Consider the following 22943-nt stretch of genomic DNA (forward strand, 5'->3'; position numbering starts at 1 on the left):
TTCACAGGGAAAATCCTACTGCAGCGACCCAGAGGAACAGGACGATAACCGCATGAGCCCAGCTTCCGGGATCTCGAATGGCAAAAATCACCGGGTCGTCGTTCAACGTCCCGCGGTGCGCCCGCAGCCATATGCGCATCAACCACAGGCCCAGTACGGCTGGAATGAGATATAGCGGCCCAACATTGGCATAGAGCCCTGTCGGCATGGCTTCCATGAACATATAAAGCACCATGACGACCACCGACACTATGCCAGAAGCGATGCCGAGCGCCATTGTCATTGGTGCATCGCCCGGCAGATAGCCACGCCCCTTGACGACACGCATGCTCTTCTGCGCCTGCACAAGCTCCGCGGTCCGCTTTGCCAGGGCGAGCGACAGGAAAAGGACGAGCGTGAAAGTGACCAGCCATAGTGAGACGGGGTGATTTACGATGACCATGCCCGCCGTGATCCGCAAACCGAACAGCGCTGCGATGGTTGCAACGTCAACCATCGGCTGGCTTTTTAGCCACAATGAGTAGGCCAACGTCAACACGAGATAGGCCGATAGTATCATGCAGAAGGGGGGATGGAGTAGCCACGCCCCCACTATGCCGCCAACGAGCAGCGCTGCGGAGAGGCTGAGCGCCGTAGAGATCGGGATCAGCCCGGCTGCCACCGCGCGGAACCGCTTGGTCGGGTGCTGCCGGTCGGCGGCAAGATCGCTCAGATCGTTCAGCAGATAGCTCGCGGAAGCCACCATCCCGAAAAGGCACCAGGCCAGGATTGTCCGTAATAGCAATTCGGGCTGCGTATATTCGTGGCTCAACACCAGTGGCGCAAAGAGCAGGAAATTTTTGCTCCATTGGTGGATGCGAAGCGCCTTGATCCAATTCCGTAGCGTAGCGGAACGGCGCGGCAGGACTGTGGTTTCCATCCCCGCGCGCGACATGATGCCCGCCAGCGCCGTGCGTCCCCCCGCCACTATCGCGATCTTGCTGCGCCGCCATACCGGAATATCGGCCGAGCAATCGCCTACATAGTCGAAGCCGTCGCCGAAGCGCGCAGCCAACTGTTTCGCCTTCGCTGCCGACTTTAGATTATCGATGCCGTTGCTACCTGTTGCGCTATCGAACAGCCCAAGCGTAGCTGATACCGAGTCCGCGATGCTCTGGTCGGCGGCGGTCACCAAATGCACCTCCCCGCCCGCTTGGCGACGATCGGCGATCAAGGAAAGAACGGCTGCGTCATAGGGCAGCGAGGCGCAATGAATTTGCGCGAGATCGGCGCATTTGCGCTTCATGGCCGCACGACCATTGATGAGGCTGAACGCTATCGCAGGAAGTTTCAATGGGTGACGAAATGCGAGTTCGACGATGGTCTCATGCAACGTATCGGTGCGTATCAGCGTGTGATCGAGGTCCACGACCAGGGGCGTCGGGCGTGCTTGCCTTGCCGCTCCCGTTACGGGCTCGACCGACCAGTTCAGCGATGGACTTGCCGTCATGATTTTCCCCCGCTCATGGGATCATGATGAGCCACCCGGCGTGTGGAAGTCACGCGCAACGACGGATAGTTCGATCCCTCGCGCGAGATAACCTGCTTCTACCGGTTTACTCCTTCTGCGTCAGCACAGAGTCGCTTGCATCGGCGGACCCTCCAGCCACTTGGCTTAGAGTGGGAATATTGAAGAGGGAGATGAACAGGATGATCGCGACCAGTCTGAAGCGCCGCGGTTCCATCACGAGCGGGGTGACAGCGAGTTCGCGCCGAGCGTGGCCCCACGCAGCGCTCGTTGCCACGATGGTCATGACCCTGCTTGCTCTGTTCGCCCGCCTGATGGCATTTCCCGTCAGACACGATGAACAAATGTATGTCCCGGTTGGGGCGTTGCTGATGCAAGGCGATCTGTATCGGGATTTCGGCTTCAACAATCTGCCCAACTTCCCCTTGCTGCTCGGACTGATTGTCCACCTTACCGCAACCGACCATTATCTTCTCGCCGGGCGTTTCATCATCTTTGCGGGATGGCTTCTATTCCTCACCGCCATCATGATCTTCGTGCGCCGCGCGGCAGGAACGTGGGCGGCCGCAATACTCGCCACCTTGCTAGTCGCGACCAATCCGGTTCTGATCGGTCCCGCAGGTATGCTCGCCACCAATAACTTCCTGCCCCTGGCCTTTGCTATGGCGGGGACGACGCTGTTGATTGCGGGTCTCGATCAGCCCAAGCCACAGCCATGGGCTTTGGCGGGAGCGGGCCTTTGCATCGCCGTCGCCGCAGGGTTCAAGGCGAATTATGTCTATATGATACCCCTGTTTGCGATCACCGCGCTATTCGTACCGCTGCGCGAAGGACTACGGCGGTGCATAACCCACAGCATCGGCCCGCTGGCTATCGGGGGCCTGATCGGCAGCCTCTCGGTCCTTTATTATTTGTTTCGCGATATAGACGGCTTTCTCGTACATGTGATCCAATATCATCGGGGGCCTCATGTCGCTTATTGGGCCGCCAACCCGTGGCTGGATGGCCCGAAAATCATGACCCTGTTGGGCAAGATCGTCCTCGCGATCAAGGTCTGGCTTGGCGGCGGCTTCGCACTTGTGATCTGCGCGCTCGCGCTATTGGTATGGAGCAATGTCCGGCAGGCCAAGAGTTCAAAGCGTCCCCGCCGGCCCCTCTGGCCGATCGCCCTGGTCACAGCTATCATTGTCGGTGGCATGGCAATGTCTTTCGTGCCAACCCCTGCCTTCCCGCAATATTACATCCTGCCAATTCCCTTCATAATCGTGCTGGCGGCGCTGCTATATGGATCCCTGCCTGTGCGCCGTCGATCAGCACTCTCTCCGCTCATGCTCATGATGGCGATCGGGACGATCGCCTGGGGCTTACCCCGCCTTGCCGTGAAGCTGCCCGATCTCGCCAAGCCGGATAAATGGGCTGGTATAGTCGTGCATCGCGCAGGCCAACGGCTGGCACAATATAGTCATACGGAAGGTGCGGACGGCCCCGTGGCGACGCTCTCCCCCCTTTATCCGCTGGAAGGCGGGCTGGCGGTTTATCCCGAACTGGCGGCGGGACCCTTGGTCTATCGGGTCGGCGACCTCATTCCATCGCGCGACTTGCGGCATTATCGAATCATATCGCCACATCTGGTCGGTAGCCTGATGAGCGCGCAGCCACCTGTTGCTATACTTGTCGGTCAGGAAGGACGGCTGGACGAACCGTTCATTCGCTATGCCCGACACCATCGCTATCGTCTGGTCGATCCCGCCTTGGTGAACGATCGCTACGGCAAAGGCGCTTTATACATCCGCTCGCATTATTGAAATGTCGCGTATCCGTCAGGCTGCTCGGCTGTGTTCGCTATCAACCATCCGATCATATATGGCCATAATCGCGCGGACATGGCGCGATACGCCAAAATTGTTGAGTGCCTCGATGCGCGCCGTGTGCGCGATCAGCGCGGCAGTAGATGGGTTGCGCAACAGTGTGACGCAGGCGCTAGCCAAGGCATCGGCATCCTCTGCCGGGACCAGCAATCCCGTCGAGCGATCATGGATGGCCTCGACATTGCCGCCAGACTTCGTAGCAACAACAGGGGTCTCCACTAACATCGCCTCGATCAGCGTCCGTCCGAAGGGTTCGTCCACGGCGGGTATCATCAATATGTCGCAGCCCGCGAGCCAGAAGGCGCCCGGCGTCCGGAACCCCATAATATGGATAGCGTCTCCGACGCCCTGTCGCCCGGCGTGAGCAACGACCTGTTCGTCCATTCCCTCCAGTCCTTCGCCAAACATCAGGCCATGGACGTCGAGGTCGGGCGCCTCTCGGCGTAAGGTGGCGATGGCATCCACGAAGAGGAATGGCCGCTTCCGATCGATAAAGACTCCGGAAAAGCCGACAAGGCAGGTCGTATCGTCCTTACCTATGTCGGCCAAAATTGCGTCGCGTGCCTCCGACCGATTGTAACGCATGGAAGTATCAAATGGACTGTGAACCACATCGTTGCGCGGCGCAGCGGAATAGAGGCCGGCGCGCGGGCTAGCGAAACGGGACACGGCTACGACGCGGTTGGCCAGCAGGGGAGCGAGATAGCGCAACCCCGCAGCATCTGGCGCGCCACGATGGTGCCAGAGCAGCTTGGCACCCGCCATGCGCGCGGGCAGAGCCCAGGTCGCATGCGTGCGGCCATCATTGCTATGGACGATACGCACGCCTCTCTGTCGTAAAAAGCGCGCCAGCGCCAACACCCGTCCGCCCAGAGCAATCACGTGAGACGGACCGATGGGAACGCCATGCCGCAATTCTGCTGATGCCGGCGCAGCTTCGGTCGCAATACCGGCTTCCGCGAAGAACTGGGCCAAGGCGCCGTCAGATTTCTGAACCAGAACCAGCGGTATGAAGCGATTTCGATCCAAGCCCCGGATCAGATCACGCGCGGAAAAATGGCTGCCGCCTATCAAATCACCGACGAACGGAAAGCAAACCGAGACCGGCTTATGCCGAGCTATCGCGCCCATTTTTCAGGCAGCTTAGCTTCAAGTACGAGCCACTCCACTTCCGATCCCCCGCAGGATCGATCAACGACATCCATATAGCGGCCATTGGCAGACACCTGAAACAAGGTAGCGACATGCCGACCTTTGGTCGATCGGGCGATCAACAAATAGGATCCCGGCCCGGTCATATAGGTTACGATGTTGGCAATAGCACGCTTGAGAGCCGCTTCCTCAAAATATCCTCGGTTGAGAATATTGGCAGCTCTGATGAAACCGAAACGATCATGATATCCGTGCGTATCCACAAAAATATCGTTCCGTTCGATTTGGACATAAGGATGGTTTTTTGCTCGCGGGCTGATCAACCGCACGGCATTGCCATTCCGCTCTCCCCGCTGCACGGACCGCTGCACGCGATCCCCAATCCACCGGTTGGCGGCAGCGCGGACCATGACCATGCCAGTTGCATAGTCGGCGCGTCGTCCCCAGGGTCGCAGCACACGACCCATCAGGTCATATTGCAGTGGATGCCCGGCATCGTCCGTCAACACATGCACACCGGGAAAGGCCTTAACAAGCCGCCCCTCGATCGCGATGTCGGTTCCCACGACACGTCCGGAATGCCCGGCAGCCCGCAGTCTGTCGCTCAGTGCAACGGTCGTCGACCCCGATGAGATGCCGATGTCCAGCACCTCGCCGATCGAGGCCTCTGCGTTAGCGAAGCTTTTCAGGCACAGTTCGTCCAAATCCCGAAACCGGTCGCTTGCGGTCCGCTTGAACGTGGCGTTCCGCGTACGAAGATCGGTGAAGAACTTGTCTTCCACTTCGATCGACGTCGCTTGATGTCCGGCATGGAAGAATCGTCTTGCGGTAATCGACATTGCATGTCCTCCCACCCGTTCTTACCCCGACAGACACGAACACTGGCAGGCAATTTCGGATTACGACGAGTGAAATACTGCATCCCCGCTCCGTAATCGCCATGGATTGCCAGAGTTAAGCTATCGAGGGGCGATCTGACATGGAAAGTGCGGGCAGGTCACAGTCCAAACGGATGTTTGCCGCCAGTAAGTTGCGCAAGGCGATGGGCCATCGGCGCGTAAGGGCCGTGACACATCTTCTGACAGGGACTGCGGCCACATTAGCCATAACGTTACTATCGATCGCTCTGGTCGCGCGGCTTATCGATCCGACATCCTACGGGATTTTCGCGATGATCCTGACGCTGGGCCAGGCATGCGAACGCCTGTTGGGGTTCCAATCCTGGCAACCGCTCATTCGAAGCGGAGCAACCATCGATATGGAGACCGATGAAAAATCCTATTTCGCGCTGCTCAAATTTGGCTGGCTGCTCGACATAGGCGGCAGCGTCACGGCCTGGGCGGTGGCAAGCAGCTTGGCAATAGCGAGCCACTATATTCTGAATGTGGCGATCGAGCATGTCGAACTGGCACTGATGTTTCTCGTATCGCTGCTGTTCAACTTCAACGGTGTCTCAACCGCAATTTTCCGACTGACGGATCGTTATCGCACAATTGCAAGAATCCAGGTCGCGAACGCGCTGGTACGCTTCGTCATCGTCGCAGGCGCCTATGTCGCCGGTGTCGGGCTGTTCGAACTTACCCTGATCTGGGCGATAACTCAGATCACCGGTTCCCTTGCCAACTTCATCATCGCTGTTCGGTTCTTGCCCGCGCCCGGGTTTCGGCAGCTTTTGCAAGCCAGCAGCAAAGGTATCAGTAATCGTTTTCCTGGCATTTGGCGATTTGCGTTCGGCGCGAACATATCCTTGACGCTCTGGTCCAGCGCACAGCAGGTCGATACGCTAATCGTCGGCTGGCTTGCCGATCCCGCCAGCGCAGGTCTGTTTCATATCGCCAAGCGGATCAGCCGCGTGGTGCAACAAGTCGGCAGCCAGGTAGAATCGGTCGTTTATCCGGACCTCAGTCGGCTGGCCGCTTCCCATGAAAAACGCTCATTCCTTCAGATAGTCTTGCAGACGGAACTGCTGTTGGCGGTGTTTGGCACAGCGTGCTTTCTGGTCATATGGCTGATAGGGGCGCCGCTGATGGAGGCCGCGGTAGGCGCGCGCTATGCTGGAGCGGTGCCGCTTCTTACCATTCAGATCCTGGCAGTAACTCTGACCATCAGTGGCGCTGCCAGTCGCGCCGCTTTGCTCGCACTGGGAGATCAGGGCGCGGTACTGCGTACGGTAATGGTCTGCTCCCTCGCGTTTTACACGTCTGTCTTTCCCCTGATCCTGGAGTTTGGAGCAATGGGCGCCAATCTGGCGCACCTGCTCTTCGGACTGGCGTGGTTGGCAGGGCTAATGCTGCATTTGCGACGGACTGTCCGGCGCTTCCCCTGGACGCCTGACGTTTAAGAGGAGGCTGACAACCGTGCCAGCCTCCTCGCCAATGTTCAGTTGAAGTGGAGCGTTTCCGCCACGCGACGTCGACTGCGGCGCCACTTGCGGCGCAGTCGGTCAGCCCATGAGGCTCGGTCCAGATCGTCTGCATCATAATATTCCGTGAGGTTTGTCATATGATGAATGACGTCTCCATAACGCCGACGGGCATGGGCGGGATAGTCAATCATATTGATGACGGCGCCCGCGATAGGGCGTTCAAATGTTTCCATCGCGACCCGGGCTGCTTCTGGATTGGTATAGCCCCAGCGCAACACCAGCAGCGTAGAATCGGCATACTCAGTCAATGTCTTGGCGTCTCTGACCGGCAGAATGGGTGGCGCATTGAGAATAACGAAGTCATAATGCTCACGCAGCGCATCGACCATTTCGGGCAAGCGCGGCGAAGCTATTAGCGAGCCGGGATCGAGTGGAATGTCACCTACGGCGATGACTGCATATTGGCCGCCATTTTGGATGACCGGCAAATCATCCAGGCCTGCTTTTCCGGAAAGGTAGCTAACCACGCCTACTGACTTGCGCTCTTCCGACGCGATATTGGGTCGCCGCAGATCGAAGTCCACTACCACCGCCCGGCGTCCGACGGCGGTCGCCGCCGCTGCCAGGCTGGTGGCGATAGTGCTCTTGCCTTCCCCGTCCAGCGGCGACGTCACGACCACCACGTGAGAACCGGATCCGTGACGCGCCTCCAGTTCGATCAGCAGGTTTCGCATGGCCTCCGCAAAGCGAGATCGAGGCTTTGCCTCAACCATATCCTGAACCGGACGATAGTCGCTGTTGCGGCTCATGTCCGGGACCATTGCCAAAGTGGGAATGCCAAGAAGGCGCTTGACCTGTGCCGCAGTGCGAATGGTCGTATCCATTGTGTCGATGATGAACGCAGCGATCACACCCAACAGCAAAAATGCGAGCAGCGCGACCGCAAGGATGCGCTGCGGGATGGGATAACTTGGCACGGATGGCAAGGAGGCCCGTGAAATGATGGAAAGGTCCGGAACCACCGTCGATGATGCCGCAATTTTCGCGTTCAGCGCGCCGACCAGCGAGAGATAAAGGGCATTGCTGGCATCTCCCTGACGCTCTAGCGCACGAAGGGGCACGGCCTGTACCCCCGAAGCGAGGGCGCGCGACTGCATGTTCGCTATGGTCGCGTCAACGGCACCGCTGCGGGCTTGGCTTGCGGCTGCCTGCGTCGACATCTCGCCTTGGACGCGGTGCGCTTCTTGGGCAATGCGCGGACTTAAGGCCAGGAGTTCGGCTCTTGCCTTGACAACATCCGGATGAGCGCCGCCATAGATGGCCCCTAACTCACTCAACCGGCGCGCAACCAAGCTCTCTTGCTGACGCAACTCCGCCAGGAGCGGCGAGGAGACAGCGGTCAGACTATTCGCCTGGGCGCGGCGCGTATCGAACGCCTGATCGGCCTCCACCTGTGCCAAAAGACCTGCAGACTGGGCGACCTGCGTCGCGCCACTCGCTTCGGGAGAGGACGCAAGAATGCCGTTGCGCGCCCGGTATGCCGCTGCTGTACCATCGACCTGCCGCATTTGCGAACGGACCTGCGCAATACGATCCTCCAGTTCCTTGATGTCATTCTGGCGTGATTTCCGCCGCTCGATCATTTCGCCGTCAATATAGGTTTCCACCATCCGATTCGCGATCAGCGCCGCTTTCTGCGGATCGTAAGACGACGCAGTTATCTTGATCGTGCCCGACCGGCCGACCCGCGAAATCTCAACCTTGTCCAGCAGACGGTCTGCAACCGCTTCACTGTGCAACCGCGCCTCTTCCTGGGTGCGCAGATCAGGGTCAGGCTCACGGGACGATGGCTGTATCAGCAGACCGCGAAACCACTTCATGATTGCGCGTCGCTTTTGTGAACCATCCGCGAATTCGGGATCGTCATCCAGATCGAGACTGGTGGCAACGCTCCGGGCAAGGCGACGCGACTGAAGAATCTGAACCTTCGTCTCGATCACTGTTTCCTGATTCGGCGTCAGATCGGTTGTAGAAACAACGGTTTCAGGCAATTGAACCACGACCGTTGCCGAACTGCTGTAGACCGGCCTAATATTGGCGAGCACCAGAATTGTGGCAAGCATCCCGACCAGCGTGAAGGTGACGATCAAAATCCAACGGCGTCGCAGGATTCGAAAAAAGTCATTCAGACCGAAATATTCGGCTCTCGTCCCCGATTGCGTACCATGGAGTCCGCCAAAATCAGGCCCCCCATAGGTCAAGCTGGATGGCATCATAATGGCTTTTCCAGACGTCATGATATTACCCCTTATCCCAAGACAGATTCACCGCCTGGCCTGAAGGCATACGTGCCGTTATTTCGAACGTTGATGATATCGGATTGCCCGATCCACGGCCTATCTTATTAGCGCGCGTCAGACATGATCCGGATCGTTGTTCACGCTGCCGCGATGTATGTGCCGTTGCACTTCACCGAGGGCGGTCGCGTCCCCGTCAGCACTGGAAAAGGGAGCGCGATCTCCTCCTGCATCGACGTCTCGCTATTGCCCGACAAGCCGCGGCTCATGGCCCAGATTGCAGCCTGCGTACGATTAACGACCTGCAATTTGCGCAAAATGGATTTCACATGCACCTTGACCGTCGCTTCGGTTATATTCAGACGCCGCGAAATCAGCTTATTCGGTTCGCCACGGATCAGGCCCCGAAGAATTTCGATTTCTCTTCCAGACATGTTGGTGTCACTTATCCGCACATCATTCTCGATCGGCCGGGAAGTCGTGTCCAATGCCGCAAGGTCGGAAATCACCCGTGATGGAATGACTTTCTCGCCAAGTTCCACTAGCTTAATCATGGCCACCAAGCCGGCGCAGGACGTGTCCTTACTGATATAGCCGGCGACACCTACGCGAAACGCTCGAGCAACCATCATACTGCTACACTCATTGGCAAGCATGATTATGCGTGCTTCCGGATGCGCTTCATGAGCCATACGGCAGATATCCAACGTCATGTCGTCTACGGGAGAGCATATGAGCAAGAAGACGGAGGACATAGGCCCCTCCATATCGTCGAATGATATTTCGGAATACTTTCTGAAAACTTCGACATCTTCTACAGATCTTTCAATTAAAATCCGCCGCAGCCCCTCTCCTTCGATTTCATTTTGGTTGATGATCGAGATCTTGATTTTGTTACTCAATGGAACCTCCTAAAGACGCGGCTGCGCTTCGTGGCTGCACGACAGGCTTGACGGACCTCTGCCCGTGAAACCCTGTAAGAAACTGATCAATAAGATCTTTCGCTTCTGGCACTACGACCCTTAGAGGAGCTAAGAAGTAATTCCTTCCAAGAAAAAATCAATTAAATTCAATTACTCTTAAATAGCCACCGACAATCATAAGGGGTAAACCTTTTGATCCCAAAAATTTCCGCGGCTAAAATTCTCCAAATTTTTCAATAACTCTAGCGGCATCTATCAAATCTCCAGACGGTGCAATGTGCATGCGCTGCGGCCGGGCGATCCTGACGGTGTCCCACTGCAAGGAAATTGGTGCATGGAAATCCTTGGTCGGGTTATCGGCTACATAAGTATATTTCATACCGGATAGGCCAAAGATGCTCTCAATGTGGCGAAACGCTCTTTGATTCGGTTTCCATCCTTCCCGTCCCCATCGATCCGTGCAGATGCCAAGATGGATCCCGCGTCGGTACAGGTTCAACGCCCGGATCTTGCGCTTTTGTGCATCAAGAAACCCGTCCGTGATGACCGCAAAGGCTGTTCGCGGATGCCTGCGTGCCAGAAATGCGGCAGCGTCATCGGCCAGTCGGATGTCCGGTCTGTGCTGACGATAGACGGCCAACATGCGCGTGATCAGCCGTTCTGACGGATGGAAACCCAGTTCGATCAATGCTTCGTCAAACAGGCGCGTACGATACCCGGCTTCGAACCGGTCTATCATGGCTGTGCCAAGACCGTGCAGCGCCAGATTGGCAATCGCCCAGTCACCCACCGCCTTAAGTCCGCTCAGAACATAGTCGCGTTCCAGATAGAGAGTGTCGTCCAGATCGAATACGATCACGCGATCAAACGCACCACCTGGCAACGCCTTCACCATTACACGAATACGGCATCGTCAAATCGCAGCATGAGCACGTCCGACTGCCAGTCGTCATTGCTCGTTCGCGGCAAACCCAGACATTCTTCCAGCATCCACAGGCTGAACCGCGCGCCTGCCTGATGGACTAGCGGATAGCCCCCGCCGAAACGGGCGTTGATTTCAAAGACAGAAGGATCGCCGTTCGCATCCATCCGCGCTTGAAAGCATAAGGCGCCATGGGCACCGTCCAACTCGCCGGCGAGCTTTTTCGCGATGCTGCACAACTCAGAATCGCGCACGGTGACACCTTTCTCGACTTCGCCTGACCGAACGCGCAACCTTTCATGCGGCACTCCACATCTCATCTGCCCGGCCCGGTCGAGAAAGATGCTTACGGTAAACTCGCGGCCCGGCAGAAACTCCTGCAGGATATACGGCTCGCCGGTATCGAGCGCCGAAATCTGGGCATGACTATGCACCATGGTTATTCCCCGGCTGGAACTGCCGTGCCTTGGCTTGCCCAAGAGCGGCAGGCGCAAATCCGTCCGCTGGGCTAAGAGATCGTCGACCGAAATTGTACGAGGGCTGTGGATGCCAGCAGCCGCCAGAAAATGGGCAGTGGCCAACTTGTCGCGCGCCATCCTTACAACTTTCGCACTGCTGACGGCGACATGACAATCGAGAGCCGTAAATTGATCCCGTGCTTCGCTATACGCAAGAAGTTCGGTGTCGATTGTCGGAACGATCAGGTCGATCTGCTCGCGCTTGCACAAGTCGAGCATGGCAGGAATGAACTCACTGCTTTCCGCTGGCGGCGCAGCGAAGGCCCTGTTGGCCTCGATACAAGCCGGACTCCATTCGGGGGTCAGATCGCACGCAAGCATGGTAAGCTCGACACCCAAAAAATCGGCTGATTGTCGAAAGCTTCTCATCAGGCTCACGCGTCGGCCCGCGGAACTCAACATCATACGTAAGGAACGACCGATGGGAGATCGTCGTTTCGAGGCCATAACCACCTGTGCATTATCGACCGTGTTGGCAGGAAAAGGGTTCATGTCAGGCGACCTCCCTTATTAATACGAATCCTTCAGCAGCCATTTTACTGACACAGCTTCCCCGTACCATCGCCAGAGCCCTTAGCGTTTCCAGCGATCTTTCATTGGGGAATGGACGGACCTGAGTTTGGAAACGGCCAAACGCTTCAAGTTTTCGATCGAGATGATCCGATATGTCGATAAAAATGTTGGGCTGGAATGACGGCGCGACATAGGGTGCCGCCCAATTGGTTTCGGAAACCGTTTCATAAGCTAATATCCGCCGTGGATAGCGATCCCCCAGCGGCCGGGCAGCCACCATCGCGGCGTCGAACACGAGCCGATGATCGAAGTGCAGATCCCCTGCAAACGGCACGAACAAAGTATCCGGCGCACAGTTCTTGACACTCTGCGCTACGGCGTCGTTCAGATCTGCACAGGCAATTTGATCGAGGTACGCCGCCGGGAAATCGAGGAAATGGGTTTGCGCAACACCCAACATGCGATGAGCGTCGCGCGCTTCCGCCTGTACGCGCTCGACCTGCGTAAGATCGAAACGCGGCGGCATCCCACGCGTCACGATCGCTACGTCGATGTGACATCCCAGCGACGCCAGACGCGCCATAGTGCCGCCGCATCCCAGAACTTCATCGTCCGGATGAGGTGCAATCACCATCGCCCGCCTGATGGCATCAATCATTGCTTTGCCCCCGCCCGCAGCCCCAAAATAGCGTGAACCGGCAGGGGACCTTCTCTGGCCCGCCGCCACCGCGTGACCAGCAGCCCCCGTCCATCGCCGCACTTGACAAGAAATCCATCCGTCTGCCGTTCGACGATCTGGCCAGTCGTCGCTGCGCGGTATTGTGGCAGACACACCGGCCGCGCTTCCTCTATGACGATCCGCTCGCCATCCAGCATCGTCCACGCGCCGGGATAGGGCGCGCCGCAAGCCCGTACGAGACGCCCTGCCTTATCTGCCGGTTCCGACCAGTCGATGACGGCATCTTCGGGTCGTCGGCGAGTCGCATAGGTCGCATAGCGCTCATCCTGAAACTGCATGCGTGCTTTGCATTGGGCCACATCGTCGAGCACGCCGGGTAGCATGTCGTCCAGCATAGCCATATGTTTGGCATAGAGCGTGGCGGCGGTTTCATCCGGCGCGACGTGGAAATAGCGCTGGCCTAATATCGGACCGCTATCGACGCCCTCGTCGATCAAGAAGAGAGAAGAGGCCGAAATTGGCTCGTCGAGAAGGATCGTCCACGGTATCACCGCACGCCCACGCAAGCGGGGCAAAGGCGCAGGATGAAAGCCGATCAGCCCCAGCCGTGCGCTGGCCATGAACCGGGCGCCGCAAATTTGCGACCATCCAATAACGAATATATAATCCGGATCGATCGCTTTTATCTCTGCAAACGCCGCATCGGAATTGATGTTGGACACGGTGATAAGCGGCGCCCCGGCTGCGCGCGCGTCCGCTGACAAATCCACGAAGTCGGAGTGCCGCGCCGCCAACTCGGGGGGCAAGGTGAAAACGGCGCCAAGATCCCATGGCGACGATCGCGCCAGACATTGCAGCGCAATTCGGCTACTCTCAACCGCGCCGACGAGTATTGCTCTCATGAGCCCTCCCGATCGATACGGGGTTGAAGCGTTCGCCCCGCAGGGCCACCCACGCGGTGCGGAAGACAATGGTAAGATCCAGCAGGACACTGCGATTGGCGATGTACCACAGATCGAGAGCAATTTTATCGCTATCGCTCAATAGGCTATTGCCGTTGACCTGCGCCCAGCCGGTCAAACCAGGCGCCACTGAACAACGCCGACGGCCGCTTTCCCCGGCGTCAAGGATCGTCCCGGGCAAAAGTGGCCTTGGTCCTATCAGGGCCATGCTCCCGGTAAGTACATTCCAGAGCTGTGGCAGTTCATCGAGCCGCAATCGTCGCAATAGCCCACCCAATGCCGTAGTCCGAATCACATCGGACAGAAGAAAGCCCTGCGCATCGCGGCCATCGTTCATTGTCCGGAACTTGATGACCTGAAATATCCGCCCGCCCTTGGTAACCCTGGCTTGGCGAAAAAATATGGGCTTTCCTTCGCCTAGCAGGAGCGCGCAGGCGATCACCGCCATCACGGGCGACAGCAGCAGCAGACCTGCTCCAGCTACCGCAATATCGACCAGTCGACTTACGCGCATCAAAGGTCCCCTGCGAAGGCGGTGGCGGTGGCGGTGGTGACTGGCAGATGGCTGACATTCACACCTTGCCGGTCCATGCCCATGGCACCGAGCAGCTGGGCATTGACCTGCTCGACCGAAAAACGGGATTCTACGGTTTTGCGCGCGGCTTCGCCCAAGCGAGCGGCCGTGGTGGGGTCGGCAATCACGCGTAGCATAGCGTCGACAAGAGCCTGTATGTTGCGCGGTTCGACAATATAGCCGTTCACGCCCTCGACGATAGGCTCGCGGCACCCTGGCATGTCCGTGGTTATGACACCGCGACCGACGGCCATCGCCTCCAATATGGTTCGCGGCAAGCCTTCGCGATACCAACTGGGCAACACGAAAAAGCTGGCTGCTGCAAGATAAGGCCGCACGTCCCGCGTTTCGCCTAAATAGTTGATGGCGCCCGCTGAATGCCATTGTTCGATCGTCTCACGCGAAACGGCCGATGGATTCTCGTCCAGTGGTCCGAGCAAGTGGAACTGTGCATCCGGCCTAATGATCCGGACCTGCTTTGCCGCTTCGACATATTCGACCAGGCCTTTGTTTTGCAGCAACCGCGCGACCATAAGGAAAATAGGCGGGCCGTGCGGTATCGGGCGATGCGCATAATGGGACAGGTCGACACCTGAGCCTGGCACCTGAATGACTCGAGTGCCCTCGTGCAGAATAGCGTGACGGATCATCTCACCGCGATCGTCGCCGTTAAAAACGAAAACCGCTTTCGCCGTCTTCAGCGCGACCCGATAAAGCGCGGAAACGAGCGCTCGAACATAACACAATATGCTCGATCCATTCTCGCTATAAACATGCCCCAGGCCACTGACCATCGCATAGAAACGGATCCTGGCGAACATGCGACACGCGATACCGCTATAGACGATCGGTTTCTGCGTGTAGGCAAGGACGATATCCGGCTGCTCGCGCCAGAAGCACTTTACCAAACCAAACAGCGTTAAGAGATCCCCAACCGGGTTCAGACCGGTCCGTGCCATCGGTATAGCGCGATAGGTCACGCCCATCGCCTTTAACCTTGCTTCAATCTCTGGGTCCCGATCGGGCGCGCATGCCACCACTTCATAGCCATGATCGATCATGGAAGAGAGCAGGCGGCCCCGGAAATTGACCAGCGAATAGGCCAAGCTGGCGACGACAATGATCTTCATACCGCCTCGCACCGAAGATTCCAGGGTGGCCGACAGGCGGTCTCTCCTGCACCAATCAATTCATCGACCAACGCTTCGTAACGGCCCACGATCGTTCCCAAGGCAAACATATCGACGATCCGCTGCCTTGCGGCCAATCCGAGCGCGTGACGTTCGGATTCGGGAAGGCCGCACAATTCCAACAGCGCAAGGGCGAGCGCCGTTGCATTGCGTGGTGGGACGCTACGGCCCGTACGGCCGATAATCCAGGCCGTGTCGCCAACATCTGTCCCCACGCAGGGGACCGCCTGCGCCATGGCTTCGCCGATGATGTTGGAAAAACCCTCTCCCCATGCGGACGGCAGGACCAGAATATCCAACCCGCCAAGCCATGTCGCCACATCGGGACGCTGGCCCGCCAAGGTCCAGCTGCCCTGCGGCAGCCGAGCAAGAGCCGCCGCGACCGAAGCCGTCGGCTTGTCCATGCCCTCACCTACCATCAGCAAGTGCGCATTGACGCGCGAGGAGCGGAGCAGCGCGAAAGCGGCAACGAGATTGGCAACATCCTTCATCGGATGCGACCGCGCGACCATGCCGATCAGAATGGCATTGTCAGGCAGTCCGAAGATCTCGCGGATGCGGCGTTTTCCACCGGCCTCCGTGATTTCCGCTGCGACGTCGAAGCCATTGGGGATCACATGTTCGCTTCTCGGATTGAAACCAATGGCTCGATATTGCTGCGCCGCCTTCCTCGAATTATAAATTATAGCGGTCGGCTTGCGGGAGAGCATAGCCTGCATCCGCAGGACGGCTCGGGTAAGGCGCCTTTCATGCGTAAAGCCTTCCCCCAGGGAATGACGTACATTCCACACGACCGGGATTTTCAAGCCGGACAGCCTGATCGCCAGAGTCGTCGCCAGTTGTGCATGATGCATCCACGCCATGACGAGGTCGGGTTTGGTGCGACGGATGTGCAGCACCAGCCGGATCATAGCGATGCTGGCGGTCCAGATGCTGGTCATGCCCAAAGAGCGGACGGCGATACCCGATTCCAGCATCCTGCCCCCGACGAAACCGGGCGCCATTAGCGTGGCAACCGTTGCGGTAACATCTGGCCGCTTGGAATTAGCGATAATGCGGGCCAACATGGCTTCCGCCCCACCCACATTTAATCCTGTGATGACGTGTAAAATCCGCATCATGCACTGTCCCGTCCCGACGCTGCGAATTCCCCATTGCAGTCGCATGGCCGCAGAAGATCGGTGGAATCTAATGCAAATGCAAAATTATGTCTTAGCTATTTGGTCCCCTATCCTTGGGAGCGAATAAGGAAACATCTGCCATACTTTTGAGATGTCGATAGATATCCAGAGGGTCAGCACCCCTTATGGGCAGGGACTATACCTCTAATCGGCTTGCCCTGATGCCCGACTGCAGTCGTCGGTTAAAAGCGCATAACCTGCGCTTTAAGTGAGGAAAACCATCCGGTCAGCCGGCGCAAGGTTGCGAATGGCGATTGGTTCACCGACAAAGGGAGAAAGACATGCCCATAGCCGGCGTATCCAGCGCATTGCTTCGCAAATGGCGCAAACCAGCCTATTTTATCTATGACGCTATGGCGATCGCCGCGTCCCTATGGATCGCTCTTAGCTTGAGGATGAACGGCGATATCCCGCCGCACATGCTCTACGGGATGCTCGTCAACCTGCCGGTCTTCATCATAAGCGGAACAACCATATTATTTTTCAGCGGCACGTATAACCGTCTGTGGCGGCTGGCATCCTTCCCTGATTTCGTTCGCATGATCGAGGCGTCGGTCTTTGCGATCGCCATTCCGGTCGCCGTCATGATGCTGTCCGGCAATGGGAAGTGGATGCCGACATCGGTTCCCTTCATCCAGGCATTGGTGCTGATATCTCTTCTAGCCGGAGGAAGACTATGGCAACGAGTCCTTCGCGCCGAAATCAGTCGCTTCCTGACGTCGCGCGGACGGCATCGCCAAAATTCCGACATGGCCGTCAGCCAGCAGCGTGTCCTGCTTGCCGGACGGCCCGAATATGTCGAAAATGTTCTGCGTCATTTCGAAATGATCAATCCGCCCCCCTTCCTGCCAGTCGGAATATTGGACATCGATGGCGTGAACACGCATCTGCGGTTGCGTGGCGTACCGATCATGGGCGGCATAGACGCTGTGCAACACGCGGTGGCCACCCTTACGGCCCGTAACGAACGCCCGACGAGCATCATTCTGGCGACGGGTCCTGACGACTGGAAAGGCGGCGGGAAGCTCAAGCTGGTGACTGCTGCCCAGACACTCCATCTGTCAGTCTTGCGCGCGCCGACCGCGCCTGAGATGGACAAACCACTCCGCCTGGAAGCCATCAACATCGCAGACTTGTTGGATCGTCCCCAGGCCCATCTGGACGCGAACGTGGTCTCGCGCGCGATTCGGGGCGAAAAAGTGCTGATCACCGGCGCGGGCGGATCAATCGGGCGCGAACTCGTGGGCCAGATAGCGGGCTTCGGGCCATCGGAAATGATGCTGCTCGATTGCTGTGAATATAATCTCTACGCCATAGAGATGGAGTTGCGGGAGAATTATCCCGACATTCTGTGTCGGCCGATTCTGTGCTCCATCCGGCAACGTCAGCATGTCATGGCAGTTTTTGCGCAATTCCGCCCGGCATTCGTGTTCCACGCGGCCGCGTTGAAGCATGTCCCCATGGTAGAGATCAATATCTGCTCCGGCGTGCAGACTAATGTCATCGGCACGCGAAACGTGGCCGACGCAGCCAAACGCCACGGCGTGCGCGCCATGGTGCAGGTATCCACTGACAAGGCGGTTAATCCGGTCGGCGTGATGGGCGCGACCAAGAGACTGGGTGAACTGTACTGCCAGGCGCTTGATCTGGAGGGAGCACGGCGGCCTAATGCGCCCCGGTTCATGACAGTGCGCTTCGGCAATGTTCTGGGGTCCAGCGGCTCTCTTATCCCGCTTTTCCAACGCCAGTTGGACCGACGCGCACCGCTGACCGTCACGCATCCCGAAATCACCCGATACTTCATGACGGTCCATGAAGCGGTGCAGTTGATCCTGCACAGTACTGCCCGCGCCATGGAATATGGTCTCAAACGGGGGCGTATCATCGTGCTCGACATGGGCGAGCCGGTGAAGATCATCGACATCGCCCGCCGCATGATCCGTCTTGCGGGGCTGATCCCCGAACGGGACGTGCCCATCCAGATCGTCGGCTTGCGCCCAGGGGAGAAATTGTACGAGGAACTGTTCGACGAACGGGAACAGCAGTTGCCCTCCGAACTGCCCGGCGTGCTGGAGGCAGAACCGGTGCCAGCTACGATTGCCGAACTGCAGGCAGGCTTCGATATTCTCGAACGGAGCGTTCTGGCGCATAATGAGGATGCAGTGCGCAGCCAGCTCTTTTCCCTGTTGAACCAGGTCACGCGCGGGGCCAGCGCGGCAACTGTGCCTGACAATGCTGCAGACGAGCCACTGATAGCGACGCTTCAGATCGCTCACTTGGCCAAGAACGTACGATCCAGTCCAGAAGTCATTCGCCAATCGGCAGCGGGAGCGTGACCATGCTCGCAACTCACGCATCGTCGCTGGACCATCAAGCTCCCGACCCCGTCGCATCTCGCTGGCCGGTTTACGCCGCGGACGAGATTGAAGCGGCCGTGCACGTTCTGCAAAGTGGCCGGGTCAATTCCCTCCATCATGGCGATCACTGCGCGGCCCTCGAACGCGGATTCGCAAAGCTATGCAACATGCCCCGCGCCATCGCCTTGGCAAACGGAACGCTCGCGCTGGAAGTCGCGCTAAGGGCACTAGGTGTCGGGCCGGGTCACGAAGTCGTGGTCCCCGCTCGCAGCTTCATGGCAACGGCGAGTTGCGTTGTCGCCTGCGGAGCTAAGCCGGTCTTCGCAGACGTTGACCCGATCACCCAAAGCCTCACCCCCCAGACGATCGCACCCCGGATCAGTTCGAGGACGACGGCAATAATCGTGGTCCATCTCGCGGGCTATCCCGCCCCGGTCGATGAGATCGCGATCATGGCGAGCGACCTTGGCATCAAGCTGATAGAGGATTGCGCCCAGGCCCATGGCGCGACACTCGACGGACTGCCCGTCGGAGGGTTTGGCGATGCCGGTGCCTTCTCATTTTGCACCGACAAAATCATCTCCACAGGCGGCGAAGGCGGAATGCTGGTTCTAAGGGACGAGGCGGTATGGAAGCGCGCGTGGGCGATCAAAGATCATGGCAAGGATCCATCCGTCGTCGCTCAGGGCGGAGTTGGGATTGCGTTTCGCTGGTTACACAATAATTTCGGCAGCAACTATCGCTTGACCGAAATGCAGGCCGCTATCGGCGTTGTCCAACTGTCAAAGCTGGAAGACTGGCTCGCTCAGCGCAGGGCGAATGCTGAGGCCTTGGTGGCAATGTTGACCGATATACCTTCATTGCGGCTGATCGAACCCGATGACCGTATCGCGCACGCTTATTATAAATTTTACGCGTTCATTCGCCCCGAACTTTTACGAGATGGCTGGACTAGGGACGACATAATCGCCCGCGCTCGGACCAGCGGCGTTCCGTGCCAATCGGGGAGTTGCCCCGAAATCTATCTCGAACGCGCTTTCATCGATGCCGGCCAAACCCCCGCCGAGCGCCTGCCCATGGCGCGCCATCTGGGGGAAACCAGCATCCTCTTACCGGTAGACCCCACCCTCAGCCCCGACCAATGCCGACATATGGGCCGGGTGCTTCGATCGATTCTGATCCAGGCAACGGTGGGCGACCATGCCTGACCGCAAGCCCGCCTTCATTATCATCGGCGCCGTAAAGGGCGCTACGACCTGGATTGCGCATCAGCTACGCTGTCATCCCGATCTGTGGCTCCCGGACGCCGAGCCACATTATTTCAGCACGGAATATGCGCGGGGCGAAAAGTGGTATGCTGCCTTGTTCGAAGAAGCGCCCGCCGATCGGATCGTTGGAGAAAAATCGGCTGACTATCTGGCGCATCCCGAAGCGGCAGCCCGGATGGCAGGCATGGTACCCGACGCCCGATTGATCGTTCAACTGCGCGATCCGGTTCAACGTGCCTATTCCGACTATTGCATGTTGTTTCGGCGCGGCATGGTGAAGGACGACCCCCGCCCATATCTTGATGGGAAGCGTGCTGCGCAGTCGCGATTTCTAGAGGGCGGCCTCTACGGCAGGCACCTGAACCGGCTCCTGCATCACTATCGTCGCGATCAACTCCATGTCATCTTTTATGAAACGCTGCGCACTTCTGCCGACAAAGTCGTGGCGGAGGTTTGCGATCATATCGGTGTAAGGGTGCATATGACGCCGCAAGCTTTGTCAACGCGTCAGAATGACAGCGCCTCACCGATGCTTCCGCTTGGCCTTCGCAGGTTTTTAAAGCCGATGCGCCCGGTTCTCGATCCCCTGCGTGCCAACCCAGTCTTCTCGCGTTTGCGCGCATCGCTCGCGACGCCAGTGCACTACCCGCCGCTGACCGAAGAATTGCGGGCTATGCTTCGGGATTATTATCGGACGGATATGCTGGTCCTTCAGGATCTGCTGAGAACCGACCTGAGTGGGTGGCTGAGCGAGATACCACAGGGCGCCAAGGTCGAAGCGCGGGGCACGTTTGCCCGAACTGCTGAAATTGGGAGGACACCATGAAATCCTGGATAGTCGCACTGACTACGGTCGCAGCTCTATCGATATCGGGATGCGCCAGCAGCGAGCGAGGCCTTTCGCCGCTTGTCGCGGTGGCCCCTACCCCCTATGAGCTCGGGCCGGGCGACCAGGTCCGGGTGAATGTCTACGGCCTGGACATGATGAGCGATACCTATCTCGTCTCCGACACAGGTGCCATTTCACTGCCCATGCTCGGCATCATCCCCGCGTCGGGCAAGACGGTGGAAGCTATTCAGCGCGATATCGCAGACGGCCTGCGCACGTCGAATTTGCTGATCGATCCGAAGGTTAGCGCGCAAATTGTAGCCTATCGGCCATTCTTCATCACCGGTGAAGTTCAGCGACCGGGACAATATCCCTTTGTGCCAGGCATGTCGGTCATGACCGCTGTTTCCGTAGCGGGCGGCTATACATTCCGCGCCTATACCAAGGAAGTCACCATCATGCGAGGCAAGCAAAAAGGGACAGCCTCCCCTGACAGCAGCATCATGCCCGGTGATCTGGTGCAGATTCGCGAAAGCTGGTTCTGACCGATGACACGGTTAGGGAGGGGCAAGACGGTAAGCTGCATGTCGTCGCGCTCTTTCGGGCTGATAGTCGTGGCGGCGCTGGCGACTTCCCCACTCAGCGCCCAGGACATAAACCGCACGACGGCGATAGACGATCTGCCACGCCCCGGCTACGAGCCTCGCACGATCCGGACGAATGGTTTCGTAATCATGCCTATGATCGAAACGGGCATCCGCTTCGACAACAACATCCTGGCCTCAGACCTGAACAAGCGATCGGACACTATTTTCCTGATCGAGCCGAGCATCGAGGCGCGTCGGGAAACGGGTGACTCCAACCTGCGCACACGCGCATATGCCAGTCTTTCGCGCTATGGTAAGAATTCGCGGGAGAACACATCCGAATTTGGAGCCTACCTCCAGTATCGCAAGGATGTCAGCCAGAAACAGTCGCTGTTCACCAAGCTCGCTTATGACCGCACATTTGAGCGACGCGGCGATCCGGAAGCGAACTTCGCCAGCGCGCGAAGGCCGGCTCTGATCGACATGACCTCAGCGGAACTGGGATATGGGCATAACGGCCCGCGCGTCGGACTTGTGGCGACGCTGGGCGTGGCCAAACTCAATTATCTTTCGGTTGAGGATGCCGATCGCGATATGGTCACCTACCGCGCCGCCGTGAAAGGTAGCGTCAACCTATCCCAGCGGATCGCGGTTTTTGTTCAGCCTTTCGCCAATAGGCGGGTACCCAGGCTGAATAGGGACCGTTTCGGCGTCAACCGCACTACCACGACCTATGGTGCGACAACCGGCGTGGCGCTTCAAGTTGCAGACAGGTTGACCGGCGAAGTCGGCGTCGGCCTGTTTCACGCGGACCCGGAGGATCTCAATCTTCGTCCCTTTTACGGACTGGCAGCGAATGGCCGCGTAACCTGGCGTCCGCGCACGCGCACGGCCGTTATCTTCAACCTGTTTAGAGGGGATGTGGCGACCATTCGCAGTGGCGCGCTAGGACGGATTGATTCGCGCTTCGACCTGAATATCGATCAGGAAGCGCACCATAATCTGATCGTGCGCGGGTCGCTGGGCATACGTAACATTCACTATCGGGGCGGTTTTGACCAGGATCAGCGCTATTTCGACGTTGGCGTAAGCGCCCGCTATCTCGCCAACCGGCATATGTGGATCGAACCGGCCGCCAATCACAGCCGGCGCAACTCGGCAAACGCGTCCGAAGATTTCCATAAATGGAGGGTCGCACTGAAAATGGGCTTCATTTATTGACTGGATCTTGCGGCTATCTTGGGGCTTTCC

Annotated in this window: 20 protein-coding genes; 7 read left to right on the top strand and 13 right to left on the bottom strand. The window is 58.2% G+C overall.

The window, feature by feature from the left end; genetic code table 11:
• Window position 1 precedes the first annotated feature (1 nt).
• Window positions 2-1489 carry a UbiA family prenyltransferase gene (locus QMG56_RS19245; RefSeq protein WP_281824177.1) on the bottom strand — a complete coding sequence of 496 codons (1488 nt, stop codon included), beginning with the start codon at window positions 1487-1489 and terminating at the stop codon, window positions 2-4.
• A 106-nt stretch (window positions 1490-1595) separates the two neighbouring features.
• Complete coding sequence (locus QMG56_RS19250) at window positions 1596-1793, bottom strand: hypothetical protein (protein ID WP_281824178.1); 198 nt, start codon at window positions 1791-1793, stop codon at window positions 1596-1598.
• Between QMG56_RS19250 and QMG56_RS19255 the strand changes: the two genes are divergently transcribed.
• A complete protein-coding gene (locus tag QMG56_RS19255; RefSeq protein ID WP_281824179.1) occupies window positions 1792-3312 on the top strand; it encodes a hypothetical protein in 1521 nt (506 codons plus the stop codon). The genes QMG56_RS19250 and QMG56_RS19255 overlap by 2 nt on opposite strands.
• A 15-nt stretch (window positions 3313-3327) precedes the next feature.
• Here the strand turns inward: QMG56_RS19255 and QMG56_RS19260 are convergent, their stop codons facing one another.
• Together QMG56_RS19260 and QMG56_RS19265 are read right to left on the bottom strand one after the other, a co-directional pair.
• Window positions 3328-4350, bottom strand: a complete 1023-nt coding sequence (locus QMG56_RS19260; RefSeq protein ID WP_281824181.1) for a glycosyltransferase family 4 protein — start codon at window positions 4348-4350, stop codon at window positions 3328-3330.
• Between the two features lie 143 nt (window positions 4351-4493).
• On the bottom strand, window positions 4494-5366 hold the full coding sequence (locus QMG56_RS19265) for a hypothetical protein (RefSeq protein ID WP_281824183.1): 873 nt from the start codon (window positions 5364-5366) through the stop codon (window positions 4494-4496).
• A 140-nt stretch (window positions 5367-5506) separates the two neighbouring features.
• On the opposite strand from QMG56_RS19265, the gene QMG56_RS19270 reads away from it, so the two are divergent.
• Window positions 5507-6868 carry a lipopolysaccharide biosynthesis protein gene (locus QMG56_RS19270; protein WP_281824185.1) on the top strand — a complete coding sequence of 454 codons (1362 nt, stop codon included), beginning with the start codon at window positions 5507-5509 and terminating at the stop codon, window positions 6866-6868.
• Window positions 6869-6906: 38 nt separating this feature from the next.
• Here QMG56_RS19270 and QMG56_RS19275 read toward each other — a convergent pair whose 3' ends face one another.
• The 9 genes from QMG56_RS19275 to QMG56_RS19315 form a co-directional block, all read right to left on the bottom strand.
• The gene (locus tag QMG56_RS19275; RefSeq protein ID WP_309298588.1) at window positions 6907-9189 is read right to left on the bottom strand and encodes a polysaccharide biosynthesis tyrosine autokinase; all 2283 of its coding nucleotides are present in this window, start codon (window positions 9187-9189) and stop codon (window positions 6907-6909) included.
• 140 nt (window positions 9190-9329) lie between these two features.
• Complete coding sequence (locus QMG56_RS19280; protein ID WP_281824187.1) at window positions 9330-10091, bottom strand: response regulator transcription factor; 762 nt, start codon at window positions 10089-10091, stop codon at window positions 9330-9332.
• A 235-nt stretch (window positions 10092-10326) separates the two neighbouring features.
• Entirely contained in the window at window positions 10327-11007 is a 681-nt protein-coding gene (locus tag QMG56_RS19285; RefSeq protein ID WP_281824189.1) for an HAD family hydrolase, read from the bottom strand.
• On the bottom strand, window positions 11007-12044 hold the full coding sequence (locus QMG56_RS19290; protein ID WP_375713730.1) for an ATP-grasp domain-containing protein: 1038 nt from the start codon (window positions 12042-12044) through the stop codon (window positions 11007-11009). Before QMG56_RS19290 ends, QMG56_RS19285 begins: the two co-directional genes overlap by 1 nt.
• A 1-nt stretch (window position 12045) precedes the next feature.
• Window positions 12046-12723 (bottom strand): PIG-L deacetylase family protein, encoded by a 678-nt coding sequence (locus tag QMG56_RS19295; protein ID WP_281824194.1) that lies wholly within the window; start codon window positions 12721-12723, stop codon window positions 12046-12048.
• Window positions 12720-13646 (bottom strand): methionyl-tRNA formyltransferase, encoded by a 927-nt coding sequence (locus QMG56_RS19300; RefSeq protein ID WP_281824196.1) that lies wholly within the window; start codon window positions 13644-13646, stop codon window positions 12720-12722. The genes QMG56_RS19295 and QMG56_RS19300 overlap by 4 nt, the downstream gene beginning before the upstream one ends.
• On the bottom strand, window positions 13618-14220 hold the full coding sequence (locus QMG56_RS19305) for a sugar transferase (protein WP_281824198.1): 603 nt from the start codon (window positions 14218-14220) through the stop codon (window positions 13618-13620). The genes QMG56_RS19300 and QMG56_RS19305 overlap by 29 nt, the downstream gene beginning before the upstream one ends.
• Window positions 14220-15410, bottom strand: coding sequence for a glycosyltransferase family 4 protein (locus tag QMG56_RS19310; RefSeq protein ID WP_281824200.1), 1191 nt, complete (start codon window positions 15408-15410; stop codon window positions 14220-14222). The genes QMG56_RS19305 and QMG56_RS19310 overlap by 1 nt, the downstream gene beginning before the upstream one ends.
• Window positions 15407-16636, bottom strand: a complete 1230-nt coding sequence (locus QMG56_RS19315; RefSeq protein WP_309298589.1) for a glycosyltransferase — start codon at window positions 16634-16636, stop codon at window positions 15407-15409. Before QMG56_RS19315 ends, QMG56_RS19310 begins: the two co-directional genes overlap by 4 nt.
• Before the next feature lie 296 nt (window positions 16637-16932).
• Between QMG56_RS19315 and QMG56_RS19320 the strand changes: the two genes are divergently transcribed.
• The 5 genes from QMG56_RS19320 to QMG56_RS19340 are packed head-to-tail and all read left to right on the top strand — an operon-like array spanning window position 16933 to window position 22913.
• Window positions 16933-18987 carry a nucleoside-diphosphate sugar epimerase/dehydratase gene (locus tag QMG56_RS19320; RefSeq protein ID WP_281824202.1) on the top strand — a complete coding sequence of 685 codons (2055 nt, stop codon included), beginning with the start codon at window positions 16933-16935 and terminating at the stop codon, window positions 18985-18987.
• 2 nt (window positions 18988-18989) lie between these two features.
• Window positions 18990-20216: a DegT/DnrJ/EryC1/StrS aminotransferase family protein gene (locus QMG56_RS19325; protein WP_281824204.1), complete on the top strand. Its 1227-nt coding sequence runs from the start codon at window positions 18990-18992 to the stop codon at window positions 20214-20216.
• Window positions 20209-21102, top strand: a complete 894-nt coding sequence (locus QMG56_RS19330) for a sulfotransferase (protein WP_281824206.1) — start codon at window positions 20209-20211, stop codon at window positions 21100-21102. The genes QMG56_RS19325 and QMG56_RS19330 overlap by 8 nt, the downstream gene beginning before the upstream one ends.
• On the top strand, window positions 21099-21650 hold the full coding sequence (locus tag QMG56_RS19335) for a polysaccharide biosynthesis/export family protein (RefSeq protein ID WP_230187736.1): 552 nt from the start codon (window positions 21099-21101) through the stop codon (window positions 21648-21650). The genes QMG56_RS19330 and QMG56_RS19335 overlap by 4 nt, the downstream gene beginning before the upstream one ends.
• A gap of 39 nt (window positions 21651-21689) precedes the next feature.
• Window positions 21690-22913, top strand: coding sequence for an outer membrane beta-barrel protein (locus QMG56_RS19340; RefSeq protein ID WP_281824209.1), 1224 nt, complete (start codon window positions 21690-21692; stop codon window positions 22911-22913).
• Window positions 22914-22943: the final 30 nt, after the last annotated feature.

This window comes from Sphingobium sp. BS19, assembly GCF_027925545.1.
Lineage (GTDB): Bacteria > Pseudomonadota > Alphaproteobacteria > Sphingomonadales > Sphingomonadaceae > Sphingobium.